The 11,501-nt window shown below is 60.1% G+C and carries 12 protein-coding genes; 7 read left to right on the forward strand and 5 right to left on the reverse strand.

Going from position 1 to position 11,501, the window contains the following annotated elements:
• From AC1XOS_RS14045 to AC1XOS_RS14060, 4 genes are all read left to right on the forward strand, one after another.
• A partial coding sequence (locus tag AC1XOS_RS14045; protein ID WP_481962849.1) for a glycosyltransferase family 4 protein occupies positions 1-1,172 on the forward strand: 1,172 nt, incomplete at its 5' end.
• Positions 1,169-2,089: an NAD-dependent epimerase/dehydratase family protein gene (locus AC1XOS_RS14050; RefSeq protein WP_481962850.1), complete on the forward strand. Its 921-nt coding sequence runs from the start codon at positions 1,169-1,171 to the stop codon at positions 2,087-2,089. The genes AC1XOS_RS14045 and AC1XOS_RS14050, both read left to right, overlap by 4 nt.
• Positions 2,086-2,646, forward strand: coding sequence for a sugar transferase (locus tag AC1XOS_RS14055; RefSeq protein ID WP_481962851.1), 561 nt, complete (start codon positions 2,086-2,088; stop codon positions 2,644-2,646). Before AC1XOS_RS14050 ends, AC1XOS_RS14055 begins: the two co-directional genes overlap by 4 nt.
• Before the next feature lie 26 nt (positions 2,647-2,672).
• Positions 2,673-4,781, forward strand: a complete 2,109-nt coding sequence (locus tag AC1XOS_RS14060) for a heavy metal translocating P-type ATPase (protein ID WP_481962852.1) — start codon at positions 2,673-2,675, stop codon at positions 4,779-4,781.
• A 160-nt stretch (positions 4,782-4,941) separates the two neighbouring features.
• Here the strand turns inward: AC1XOS_RS14060 and AC1XOS_RS14065 are convergent, their stop codons facing one another.
• Positions 4,942-6,084: a Gfo/Idh/MocA family protein gene (locus tag AC1XOS_RS14065; RefSeq protein WP_481962853.1), complete on the reverse strand. Its 1,143-nt coding sequence runs from the start codon at positions 6,082-6,084 to the stop codon at positions 4,942-4,944.
• 112 nt (positions 6,085-6,196) lie between these two features.
• Here AC1XOS_RS14065 and AC1XOS_RS14070 point away from each other — a divergent pair, with 112 nt between their 5' ends.
• Positions 6,197-6,901: a hypothetical protein gene (locus tag AC1XOS_RS14070; RefSeq protein ID WP_481962854.1), complete on the forward strand. Its 705-nt coding sequence runs from the start codon at positions 6,197-6,199 to the stop codon at positions 6,899-6,901.
• Here the strand turns inward: AC1XOS_RS14070 and AC1XOS_RS14075 are convergent.
• Together AC1XOS_RS14075 and AC1XOS_RS14080 are read right to left on the reverse strand one after the other, a co-directional pair.
• Entirely contained in the window at positions 6,898-7,599 is a 702-nt protein-coding gene (locus tag AC1XOS_RS14075) for a cyclase family protein (protein WP_481962855.1), read from the reverse strand. The genes AC1XOS_RS14070 and AC1XOS_RS14075 overlap by 4 nt on opposite strands.
• A gap of 90 nt (positions 7,600-7,689) precedes the next feature.
• Positions 7,690-8,190 carry an N-acetyltransferase family protein gene (locus tag AC1XOS_RS14080; RefSeq protein ID WP_481962856.1) on the reverse strand — a complete coding sequence of 167 codons (501 nt, stop codon included), beginning with the start codon at positions 8,188-8,190 and terminating at the stop codon, positions 7,690-7,692.
• 43 nt (positions 8,191-8,233) lie between these two features.
• Here AC1XOS_RS14080 and AC1XOS_RS14085 point away from each other — a divergent pair, with 43 nt between their 5' ends.
• Positions 8,234-9,064 carry a M28 family metallopeptidase gene (locus tag AC1XOS_RS14085; protein ID WP_481962857.1) on the forward strand — a complete coding sequence of 277 codons (831 nt, stop codon included), beginning with the start codon at positions 8,234-8,236 and terminating at the stop codon, positions 9,062-9,064.
• A gap of 12 nt (positions 9,065-9,076) precedes the next feature.
• On the opposite strand, the gene AC1XOS_RS14090 is transcribed toward AC1XOS_RS14085, so the two are convergent.
• Together AC1XOS_RS14090 and AC1XOS_RS14095 are read right to left on the reverse strand one after the other, a co-directional pair.
• A complete protein-coding gene (locus AC1XOS_RS14090; RefSeq protein ID WP_481962858.1) occupies positions 9,077-10,204 on the reverse strand; it encodes an RNA ligase in 1,128 nt (375 codons plus the stop codon).
• Positions 10,205-10,470: 266 nt separating this feature from the next.
• Entirely contained in the window at positions 10,471-10,935 is a 465-nt protein-coding gene (locus tag AC1XOS_RS14095; RefSeq protein ID WP_481962859.1) for an SRPBCC family protein, read from the reverse strand.
• 316 nt (positions 10,936-11,251) lie between these two features.
• On the opposite strand from AC1XOS_RS14095, the gene AC1XOS_RS14100 reads away from it, so the two are divergent.
• Positions 11,252-11,501, forward strand: a 250-nt coding sequence (locus AC1XOS_RS14100) for a hypothetical protein (RefSeq protein WP_481962860.1), incomplete at its 3' end; no start/stop codon positions are given.

Below are 11,501 nucleotides of genomic sequence, written 5' to 3' on the forward strand. Positions count from 1 at the left end.
GCTACGAGACCCATGTCGCCTGCCAGTTCACACGCTTCAAGGACGATGTCGCGGCCCATGCGGACGGTCTGCACCACGTCCCGATCCAGCGCAACCCACTCGATCCGAGGAACATGCTGGCGCTCGTCCAGCTTGTCAAGCTTATCCGCAAGCTCCGGCCCGATATCGTCCACTGCCACAACCCCAGCGGCGGGTTTTATGGGCGGCTCGCCGCCACTTTGGCGAAACACTGGCTCCCCCAAACTCGGGGGCGGGGGGGGCTGAAGCGCGTCTACACCGCGCACGGTTTTCATTTTCACCCACTCGGTGGCAGGCTCAGCAATGCGCTCTATCGCGCCATCGAGAGCTTTGCCGGACGTTTTCTCTCCGAGGCGGTGCTCACGATCAACCAGTGGGATTTTGAAGAAGCCAAGAAGCTCATGCCCCCCGAGCGCGTCTACTTCACCCACGGCGTCGGCGTCTCTACCGATGAGTTCGATCCCGCGACAGTTACGACCGAAGAACGTCAGAAAATCCGCGATGAGTTGGGAGTACCTGAAGATGGAATTTTGATTTCTACCATCGGGGAGCTGATTCCGCGAAAGGGGCACAGGATGCTTCTTGAGGCGCTTAAACAGGTGACGATGCACCACCATGATTTTTGTTGTGTGATTGTTGGAGACGGAATTCTTGAACCGGAGTTGCAACAAACCATTTCAAAATATGGACTGGAAGGAGTGGTTCGCCTAGTCGGTTTTCGCCGAGATACTAAACAGATTCTGGCTGCTAGTAACATTTTTGTCTTTTCTTCTTTGCAGGAAGGTTTGCCTTGTGCTGTGCAGGAAGCTCTTTCTATGGAAATTCCGGTGGTAGCGCTGAATATTCGAGGGTGTGCCGACTTGCTTAATGGCTTGATGTGGTGGAATCCCCGCTGGAGGCGAGCTTCTAGCGTGCCTTGGTGGCAAGTGTTGTTCGGAGGAAACGGGACAGATATTGCGCAGGCAATTTTGCAGCTCCTGGCTCATACGGAACCGGAAAGACAAAAATTAGGCCGAGCAGGCCGACAGAAAATGATTGAGCACTACTCCCGCCCCGTCTGCGTCGCCGAGTGGCTGGAAATCTACAACAAAATCTCCCCTCACTCCCAACCTCCTCCCAGGGTTGGGAGGAGGGGCCGGGGGAGGAGGGTATGATCGCCCTCGTCACCGGAGCCAACGGCTGTGTCGGCTACGCGCTCTGTGAGGCGCTGCTGGCCGACGGGGGCTTTCGCGAAGTCCGTGGCCTAGTGCGCCGAGCCGACGCCGAGCTACCCGAGGGCGTCGTGCGCTTTGTTAACGACCTCTCTTGCTGCGTAGATGCCGATGTGATCTTCCACTGCGTCGCACTGGTGCACCAGCCCACGGCGACGAAAGAGGAGTACCAGAAGGTCAATGTCGGCTTCACGGGCCAGCTCCTCGATGCCTGCAACCCCGAGCGCCCGCCGCGCTTTGTGTTCTTCTCGACAGTCGCAGTCTACGGCGAGAGCACGCCGCGAACGGGGATCGCCGAAGACACGCCGCCTGCACCTGCGACTCCTTACGCGGCCTCGAAGCTCGCAGCGGAGAAGCTGATTGACCGCTGGGCCGATGATGTCGGCGCGATTGCCGTACACTTGCGCCTGGCGACGGTCTACGGGCCGCGCGACCGAGGAAATATCGCCAAGCTGGAGGCAGCGATAAAGGCGGGGCGGTTCTTTATTCCCGGCGATGGGAAGAATAAGAAAACGCTCTGCGCTGTCGAGAACGCGGCGGCTGCAGCGATTACCGTGGCGCGTCTGGGCTCGATGGCAGTGGCAGGGAAGCGCTTCGTGATCGCGGATGCCGCGCCCTATACACTCCGAGAGATCGTGAGTGCGCTGGGGGGAAAGTCGCTGGCCTTGCCGTTGCCGCTTGCGTTGCTGGTGGCGCGGGTGCTCAAGGGCCGCGACGGGGTGGCCCAAGTGCGCAAGCTCGCGGCGGACAATGTGTACAAAACAAGCCCCTCCCCCCTAACCCCCGCTTCGCGAGGGGACAATAAGGAAAAAACGTTGTTTTCCCCCCGCTGGGCGGGGGCTAGGGGGGCTCGGAAATGAAGCGCCTGTTGGATGTTCTGGCGGCGCTGGTGGGGTTGGGGCTGACGGCCCCGCTTTTGCTGGTTCTAGCGGCTCTCATTCGACTTGACTCGCCTGGCCCTGTGCTCTTTCGCCAGCGCCGTATTGGAAGACACGGCAAAGAGTTTGTCTTGCTGAAGTTCCGCTCGATGCGCACGGATACCCCCAATCTCTCCACGGCGGAGCTAATCGCCTCTGCGTTGGAGCCGTACACACGCGTCGGGAAGTGGCTGCGCAAAACGTCGCTGGACGAGCTTCCCCAGCTCTGGAACGTGCTGGTGGGCGAGATGAGCTTAGTCGGGCCGCGTCCTGCGTTGCCTAGTCAGATCGAGCTGAATGCACAGCGTGAGGCGCTTGGCGTGCATGCGCTATGCCCAGGAATCACGGGCTGGGCGCAGGTCAATGGCCGCGACGAGCTCAGTGACGCGGATAAAGTGGCGCGGGATGCCGAGTACCTACAGCGACAGTCGCTCGTTTTGGATGCCCTGATCGTGCTTCGGACTGTCTTGGCGGTATTTTCCGCACATGGGAACAAGTAAGACTGTAGGGTGTACCTGAGACAGAGATGACAGAGACCTGTGAGCTGAAAATTGGGGGAATGGAGTGCGCGGCTTGTGTGCGACGCATTGAGAAAGCACTTGCACGGGTTCCGGGTGTCGAGAAAGCGGAGGTGAATCTTCTCGCGGGTGAGGGGAGCTTTGCCTACGATCCTGCACAAACGGATCCACAAGCCATCGCCGAAGCGATTGAGAACATTGGTTTTGAACCCTCCCAAACCCTCCCTAGTACAGGGAGGGTGGCCGAGGAACGAGGCCGGGTGGGTCTTGGCCGGGTGGGTCTTGGCTGGATTCTCGCCGCCGCTCTCACGCTTCCGGTCTTTATCGGAGGCATGACCATGCGGCCCCCCTTCGATAATCTCTGGCTCCAGCTCGTTCTCACCACTCCCGTACTGTTCTACTGTGGCGCGGAGTTCTGGCGCGGGGCGTGGGGGGCACTCAAGCAGCGGACGGCGGACATGAACACGCTGGTGGTACTGGGAACGGGTAGCGCCTACCTCTACTCCGTGCTGGCGACGGTTGCGCCGATGGTGCTCCATACCCACCATGCCTACTACGAGTCCGCGGCGGTGATCGTCACGCTGATCCTCTTTGGGCGCTGGCTGGAAGCACGGGCGAAGCGTCGCACGGGAGAGGCGATTGAGAAACTTCTCGCGCTCCAGGCGACGATTGCGCACCGTGTGACGGAAAACGGCGACGAAGACGTGGCGATTGAGGCGATCCGACGTGGGGAAAACCTCCGTGTCCGACCCGGTGAGACGGTGCCTGTGGACGGCAAGATTGTGGAGGGACACTCTACCCTCGACGAGAGCTTGCTCACCGGGGAGCCGCTGGCGGTAGAGAAGCACGTAGGAGACATGGTGACGGGCGGGACGATCAACCAGACGGGCAGCTTTGTCTTTGTGGCGGAGCGCGTGGGCGAGGGGACAACTCTGGCGAAAATTGTCCGCCTGGTACGAAAAGCACAGGCGAGCAAGGCCCCGATCCAGCGCCTTGCGGATCAGATCACCGCGATCTTCGTCCCCGCAGTGCTCTTGATTGCGCTTGGCGCACTTGTCGGCTGGCTTCTGGTAGGACGTGGGTTTGCCTTTGCATTCTCCTGCGCCGTGACCACGCTGGTGATCGCCTGTCCTTGCGCACTGGGGCTCGCAACCCCGACCGCGATCATGGTGGGAGTGGGTCGAGGTGCGGAGCTAGGGGTGCTCATCCGCGATGCCGAGTCGCTGGAGCGCCTCGCGGGCGTGCAGAGTATCGCATTGGACAAGACCGGGACACTCACCGAAGGCAAGCCCCAAGTTGTCGCCTCAAGCCTCTCGGAGCAAGACCTCGCCCTCCTCGCCACCGCCGAAGTGGCAAGTGAGCATCCCCTGGCACGAGCATTTGCCGATGCTCCCTCGCCGGGCGGCGGTGGAGAGGTTGAGGCATTCATTGCCGTTCCTGGCCAGGGAATCACGGCACGTGTGGGAGGGCACGCTCTCAGGGCAGGCAATGCGGGCTTTATTGGAGCTTCCGAGCCCACCGATGCCCCCGCCGAGGCCACGCTGCTGCACTGCGAGATTGACGGAACCTACCGGGGCTATGTTGCCGTGGCTGACACGCTTCGCCCGACCAGTGTGGAGGCCGTAAAACAGCTTCAGGCGCTGGGGCTGGAGGTGACCTTGCTCACGGGGGATCGAGAGACGGCTGCCAAGGCAATCGCCGCGCAAGTGGGAATCACCCAGGTTATCGCCCAAGTCCGGCCCGAAGGGAAGGCGGCGGAGATCGCCAAGCTGGTCAAACCCGCGATGGTGGGAGATGGGATCAACGATGCGCCCGCGCTGGCTGCCGCCGAGGTGGGAATTGCCATGGGCGGGGGAGCCGATGTGGCGATGGAGACCGCCGGGATCACGCTCACAGGCGGCGATCTACGGGGTGTGGTTCGGGCGATCCTGCTGGCACGGGCGACGGTTGCCAATATTCGCCAGAACTATGCCTTTGCCTTTGGCTACAACCTCATTGGGATTCCGATTGCGGTCAGTGGAAACCTAAACCCGATGCTGGCGGCGCTTGCCATGGCGCTGTCGTCGGTGTCGGTGGTGACCAATGCCTTGCGCCTGAAGCGATTTCGGGTAGGATAAGTTGGGGTGCTCCTAGGCTCTCCCGCCCGTTAGAGGGGCGTGACTGGAGAGCCTGTGGCTACAAAGGCCGCTTCGGGCCATTCCGAGGGTACTCGGTATGGGCGGAACGTCCTTCGCAGCTTTAGCTCTCCAGTCACGCCCCTCTAACGGGCGGGAGAACCTACGAAGCCGCTGTCAGATCCTCGGGGAGGGTGAACGTGGTCTTGAGAACCTGCGTGACGCCGGTCTCTGCCGCCGCGTAGCCTGCCTCGATGATCTCGATGACGTGTGCGGCATGATCCGCCGTGACGATGCTGGGCTTGCCTTCGCGAATCCAGCGGACGAGCTGCATGGTGTCTTCGTAGACATGGTGCTCGCCGAGCTTTCCGTGCGCGGCGTACTTGCCCGCGACGTGAGGCGTTACTTGGAGCGGCGAGAGGCCCTCGGACTTGCCGGGGTAGTCAATCGCCTCGCCGTTGAGCTTGGTGCCGACAATGCTGCCCTTCTCGCCAAAGTAGCTGGGCTGCCCGAACTCGCTCACCATTCCGGCGAACGTCCCGTGGATAAATGCAAAGACATTGTCGCCAAAGTCTGCCAAGATCACCGTGTTGTCGTCGGCGTCGCACTCGTAGGCCTCGCCCTTGAAGTGGCGGGTCTTGATCCCGATACCCGACATCGCCGTGACGCGCGTGGCGGGCCCGAGCACACCCGTGAGCGAGTGCAGGGCGTAGACCGTCATGTCGTAGAGCGGGCCGCCACCGGGCTTGCGCCAGTACCAGCTGGGGTTGATGTTGCTGAGCGGCGTGTCGCCGGTGCGGACACCCTCTTGCTCATGGTACGAGCCAAACGCGGCTCCGGCCACGGCCCACGAGAGCTTGCCTAGACCACCGCTCTGGATGATCTCGCGGATCTTGTGGTTGGTGGGGCGCAGCATCTGGCCGGGCGACGCCACTAAGTGCACGCCCTTGGCTTGGGCTCGCGCAATGAGATCTAAAGCCTCGCCGCTGGTGACCGTCATGGTCTTGTTGAAGTGGATGTGCTTGCCCGCCTCAATCGCTTTGATGCCTTGCTGGTAGTGAAGGCCAATGGGGGAGCAGATAATCACCATGTCCACGTTCGGGTCGGCGAAAAGCTCGTCCTCCGTCTCGTAGGCTTTCGCCACGCCATACTTCTCCGCAGCGGCTTGTGCACGGCCTGGCGCAGGGTCGCAGCAGGCGGCCAGATGAACCTGATCTTGCACGTCTTCTAAAATTAAATGATCCAGTGCGCCGCGAATGCCAATACTGCCGCACCCGACGACGCCGATTCCTACACGATTGCTCATGACTACCCATCTCCTGTGGCGGGAAAGTGACCGCCCCTAAAAAATTGGCCGTGTCGTGCCCTGATTCCTGCCTAAATTTCCGATCCCCGTATTCCGACCATGTAAGGGAAATATGAGACTGACTGAACGGCTACGTGGACTAGTGGGTAGAGGGACAGCGCCCGAGGAAATTTCGGTGGCAGTGGAGGCTCCCACGCCTGCTGCACCTCCGCCCCGACCTACCCCGCCTCCTCCTCAGCCCGCTCCACCAGCACCTGCCGCTCCTGCCATCAACCTGAGTGTCGAGGCAGCCTACGCCATGCTCCAGGCCTTCCCCAAAGACACGGACGATGCCAAGCAGCTTCAGGCCCTTCGCTCCGCACTGGCGACCATGGCGGATGAGAAGAAAAAGACCCTACAGCAGCTTCTGGCTGAGGTCCTTCAAGAAAAAGCCCGCATCGCCCTAGCGCTCCAGAGCCAGGAGCAGAGCTTCGAGGCACAAGTTGTCAAGATTTCGGAGGCGGTGGATGCGCTCTGGGAAAGGCGCGATAAGCTCACCGAGCACCACCAGCGCCTGACCCTTCATGCCAACGAGCGAATTGAGGGGCTTGACTCCCTGATCCAGTGTCTTTCCCTGCCTGAGGTGCCCGTCTTTGAGCTGACTCCCCTGGAGGACGTGGCCGCGCTGGATGTCAACGTGGTGCCACTCGTGGAAGAAGGCCCCGTGGTACTAAGCAGCCCCAGCCTCCCAAAGCAGTCGAAAGAGATCAAGCTCGCCTCCGAAGACGGCAAGGGCGCTTCCACTCCGAACCGCCGCCGCCTCTACGCAAAGGCTTAGCTTTCTAGCATTCCCGCGGGAAGCAAGACGGCGCGGCAGGGGGCACCATCGGTGGGGAGGCTCAGGGGCAGGCACACCAGGGTGTACGCTCCCGCCGCCACGCCCCGCAGATCCAGCCCTTCGACGATAATCACCGCCGGCCCCAGAAGCGCTCGGTGGGTCTCTGGGTTTCCCCCATAGAATGGCCCAATCGAGAGGTAGTCGGTGCCGATCAGCTTCAATCCACGCTCCACCAAGTACTGCGCCGCATCCTCGGTGATCCCGACATAGTTGGAGAAAAAGCGTGACTCTTCCAGCTTGCCGTCGTGAATGGCGCAGTGGAGCAGCAGCCGCGTGATGGGGGTGGGCAAGCTCTGCGCCTCAAACCACGCCTTGTCCAGCGGCCCCTCGCCGTCATAGACGACCACGGTGCACGCGCCGATCAGCACGTGGAGGTCCAGCTTGTCTACCAGTCCGCCGCCTGCGATAAAGTGCCGTGGCGCGTCGAGATGCGTCCCCGTGTGGCACCCAATCGCCATGTCTGAAACCTGCACCCCATCGCCCGCCTCGTGGCTCTTTACCACCGTCAGCCTCACCGCCTCATGTCCCGGCCAGACCGGAAAACCCTCGCGTAGGGGATAGGAAATATCACGAATCTCTAAGTTGCTGTTGCTCATAGGAAAGACAGTTCGACGGTTACGGGGCGATTCCTGCTTCACGGTACAATCCTTCCCGCGCTTTTTACCTTCCCTGCCTTCGCACCACTCCGGCACCCCCTCTGGCAAGCGAAGGAGGAGGATTTGCTTCCTTTAGGAAGTGTGGCGCTGGAGAATCGTGACATCCACGTCCCGGCCAAACTTGCGTCCGACACGCTCCAGAGTTCCCAGAGTGCGGAACCCGAGCTTTCTATGGAGCTGGAGTGAGGCGAGGTTATCGGCGGAGATCAGGGCAACAATGGTGCGAATCTCCCGATGAGGAGCATCGTCGAGCAGGGCTTGCAGCAGCGCCTCCCCGATCCCATGACCTTGTGCATGGGGATCCACATAGACTGAGTTCTCTGCGGTTCCCCGGTAGCCTGGTTTCGGGTTGTCGGGGGAGAGCGAGGCACAGCCTAGGATAATGCCCTCCCTATCCTCGGCGACAAAGCCAGGATACGGATCACCCTGGTGCTTTTCGATCCAGGCAAGCTGCGTCGGCAGATCGCGCTCTTGGGTATCTAACGTGGCCGTTGTGGTGCGGACAGCTTCATTATAAATCGCCCGGATAGACTCAGCATCCTCGGGGCGAACAAGGCGTATGACAAAACTCACATGCGTCGTTGTACCCGATATGCGAACTCCGGTACAATCCTGCATGGATAAATACGCACTGCTGAAGGAAATCTCTCCGGTGAACTTAGAGCGCGAGGTCAAAGAGCTGGCCACCCGCTGGCCCACGCGGCACACCCTCTCCAAGCACCACCTGGCAATTGTCGGACACCTCGAAGGCCGCTTTAAGGCTCTGGGCTATACCTCCAAGCGCCACGCCTACTCGCAGCAAGGGAGGCCCCTCAACAATGTCCTCGCTGAGAAATCGGGTGGCAGTGGGGGAGCGATCCTGGTCTGTGCACACTTCGACAGCCGTCAGGAGAACTTGGGAGCACCGGAAGCTCCCGCACCGGGAGCCAACGACAATGCCACGGGGGTTGCGGTGCTCTTTGAAGTCGCCCGGCTCCTGAAAAATACCCCGATGCGCCATCCCGTGCGCTTTGCGCTCTTCTCCGGCGAGGAGCAAGGGCTGTGGGGCTCGACGGCCTACGCCTCGGAGTGTAAGGCGCGTGGTGAGAAGCTCACGCTGGTATTTAATCTGGATCAGGTCGGCTACCCGGATAAGGCGAAGACGCTGTTTCTAGACCGCGACGAAGGCGGCGTTGCCAGCAATAACGCCGCGTCCGCAAAGCTCGTTGCGCGGCTGGAAGTGCTCGCCCGAACCGTCGTCAAAGTCCCGACAAAAATAGACCCCGTCGAAGCGTCGGACTATGTACCCTTTGAGCAGCACGGCTACGTCGTCACGGGGCTCTACGAAGGCGAGTATCGGTATCCGCACTACCACAAGTCCACCGACACCCCCGACAAAGTAGACTTCGGCTACGTCAGCAACATGGCCCGCCTCACGCTTGCCTTCTTGCTGGACTATGCTAAATAAGCGCTCTGGGGGCTAGCGCCCAGAGCGCTGGTAGATGATGTTCTTCAGCAAGACCGATTCTAGCAGCTCAAGTTTGCCGTCGTAGAGCGTGAAGGCGTACTTGGCAAGCGGGGCGTGCTGGCCGAAAATCAGCGAAGCGAAGGCTTTGCGCCGTGCTCGCTCGTCTTCAAACTCAATTTCGGTGGCGTTGAAGCCCTCCAGAATTGCCTGGACTTCTGCTTTGAGCGCTTCGGCTTCTGCCCGTCGGGTTTGATAGGTTGCGAAGTGCTCTTTTGCCTTGACAATGATCTCGAAGTCCCAGCCCGCTTTGGCGAGCCCGGCCTCCAAGCCAGCTTCGTTCGTGATGCCGCCATCCAGCACAAAACGCACGATGCTGTCATACGTCATGTGCCAGCGGAGCGCGTGCTGAGCGAAGTACCATGCGGATTTTATTTTCAGCAGCGTCTGGCCATCACCGGAGCGCACGACCACACCTTCTGCGTGGTTCCAGTCTTGGACTAGCCCTAGGACTTCTCCAATCCCGCCCGTCTTGGCCCAGTCGTAGGTCTCGACCAGGCGCAGGCCATGCTGCTCCGCAAGCGGCTTTAGCTCGGCAAAGGGCAGGTAACGAAGGGGCTCGTCATGGATCACGGCACCCAGAAAAATCAGATCGTCGTCGCCTTCGTAGCGCACCACGATCTGGTTGGCCTGCCCGACATACTCAAAAAGCAGCGACCCCTCGGGGAAGACCGAAGGGTCGAGCAGGGAAGGGTACTTTGCCTGTGCGACCGCCTGTGCCGCCACGCCGTACTCGCCGCCGTCATACGAGCCGCGTGTTCGTAGCAAGACCTGCCCGTCCGAGAGGACGGAGCGGATAATGAGGGAGCCGTCGTGTTTGTGTGTGATGATGGCCTGACCACTCGCCAGCTCCTGTGCGATCACCGAGTCGTGCGCGGGGAACTCTCCCTGATTGAAGAACTTCGGCCAGCCCACTGAGGCGATGCGCCCGTCGGCGTCGAGCACGGCGGAGCGGTAGCTCAGCTCGTCCGGTGCCCACTCGAACTTGTTGCGTGCTGGATGCACCAGAACCCGCCCGTTCTGCACCTCGTGTGTCAGAAAGCCGCTCTTGTTCAACTTCGCCAATAATGCTGCCCGACTCATCGCCTTTAAGATCTCCTTCACTCTCCCGCAAACTTGTCAGCCCCGGGACATCCTCCACATAATGGTATCGGATCAGCAGCTCTAGCATTCCTAACATTTTTTTATCTCCTCCCCTTCTCTCCAGCACTTCATCTATCTTACTTACACTCCCTAAGAGTGCTGTCCACCCGGAAAAGTCACAGGGGTGCGCAACTTTTCACAGTCAAATTATCAAACGACCCAGCCGCTGAAATCCGCGAGCTCTATCGCGGGATGCGCCTACTCTGCTAAACGCCCTCCAGAGCCGCCTTTGTGACACGGTGCCGGTAGGCAAACATCTCCGTGAGTTGCTTGCGGATAAAGAGCGCATCTGCCAGCTTCCCCAGTGGCCCAAACGGCGGTGTGTAGGTGATCGTGTCGGTTAACTGACTCCGCTTGGCATCCAGAGCTTCAAAGCGATGCTCATGCTCCCAGAAGGCAAACGGGCCACTGCCGGGCACCTGGCGGTCCACAAAGCGCAGAGGCGGCTCCCAGATCAGAAACTCACAGCGCCAGCGTAGCGGCACAAAGACAGGCGGCTGCGAGACCACCAGGGTAAAGACCACGCCTTGCGTGAGCTTTGCAGGCGCATCTATCAGACGGACACGAGTGCCGGGCGGCGTGATCTTGGTGAGTGCCTCAGTGCCATCGTGAAAAGCAAAGAGCGCCTCCTGCGAGGCAGCGATCTCCGTGGTAAATGTTAGGGTAGGCATCTCTGTCCCTAACGAAATTTACAGGCAATTCGTTCCTAAGGATTCTTGCATAAGTGGCAAGAGTTTTGTCTCCCGATGAACCTCATCGGCAGAGACAGTGGAGAGGTTGCTATGACTGAGATTCGAGTAGTCCCGCAGTGAGGGCTCACACCTCTAAAGATTTCTGGTATTTCTACCAAGGATTGCCTAGGGGAATTATATGAGAATCATCATCAAACCGCTAGGAATGGTTGCGATTGCGCTGGTTATTGGTGGGGCATTTGCTGCAGTTACCTTTCGGAACACAAAGATGACTGCTTTGGGGACTTCGAGAGATATGGTAAACCTTGTCTCTAGCGAGAAGTGGAAGTTTTATACCGAAAAAGGTGCTCTGGGTAATCTCACGATAGTCCAAGAGACTCTGGGGGGAGTTTCTCGCACGGGAGTGAAAATCGTCACGGATCAGCCAGGCATGCAGCCTTGGAATGTGGGAGTTTCCAACCCGCTGGGTAGAGCCTTTAAAAAAGGGGAGAAGCTCCAGCTACGGTTCTGGGGGCGCTCCGTTTCTAGCTCGCGGCTCACGATTA

Source organism: Armatimonas sp., from assembly GCF_964826245.1.

Bases quoted from the DNA above. Each gene is read 5' to 3' on its own strand.
- AC1XOS_RS14090 (WP_481962858.1), bottom strand. From the start codon at position 10,204: ATGAGTCGGGCAGCATTATTGGCGAAGTTGAACAAGAGCGGCTTTCTG.
- AC1XOS_RS14095 (WP_481962859.1), bottom strand. From the start codon at position 10,935: ATGCCTACCCTAACATTTACCACGGAGATCGCTGCCTCGCAGGAGGCG.
- AC1XOS_RS14070 (WP_481962854.1), top strand. From the start codon at position 6,197: ATGAGACTGACTGAACGGCTACGTGGACTAGTGGGTAGAGGGACAGCG.
- AC1XOS_RS14050 (WP_481962850.1), top strand. From the start codon at position 1,169: ATGATCGCCCTCGTCACCGGAGCCAACGGCTGTGTCGGCTACGCGCTC.
- AC1XOS_RS14055 (WP_481962851.1), top strand. From the start codon at position 2,086: ATGAAGCGCCTGTTGGATGTTCTGGCGGCGCTGGTGGGGTTGGGGCTG.
- AC1XOS_RS14085 (WP_481962857.1), top strand. From the start codon at position 8,234: ATGGATAAATACGCACTGCTGAAGGAAATCTCTCCGGTGAACTTAGAG.
- AC1XOS_RS14060 (WP_481962852.1), top strand. From the start codon at position 2,673: ATGACAGAGACCTGTGAGCTGAAAATTGGGGGAATGGAGTGCGCGGCT.
- AC1XOS_RS14065 (WP_481962853.1), bottom strand. From the start codon at position 6,084: ATGAGCAATCGTGTAGGAATCGGCGTCGTCGGGTGCGGCAGTATTGGC.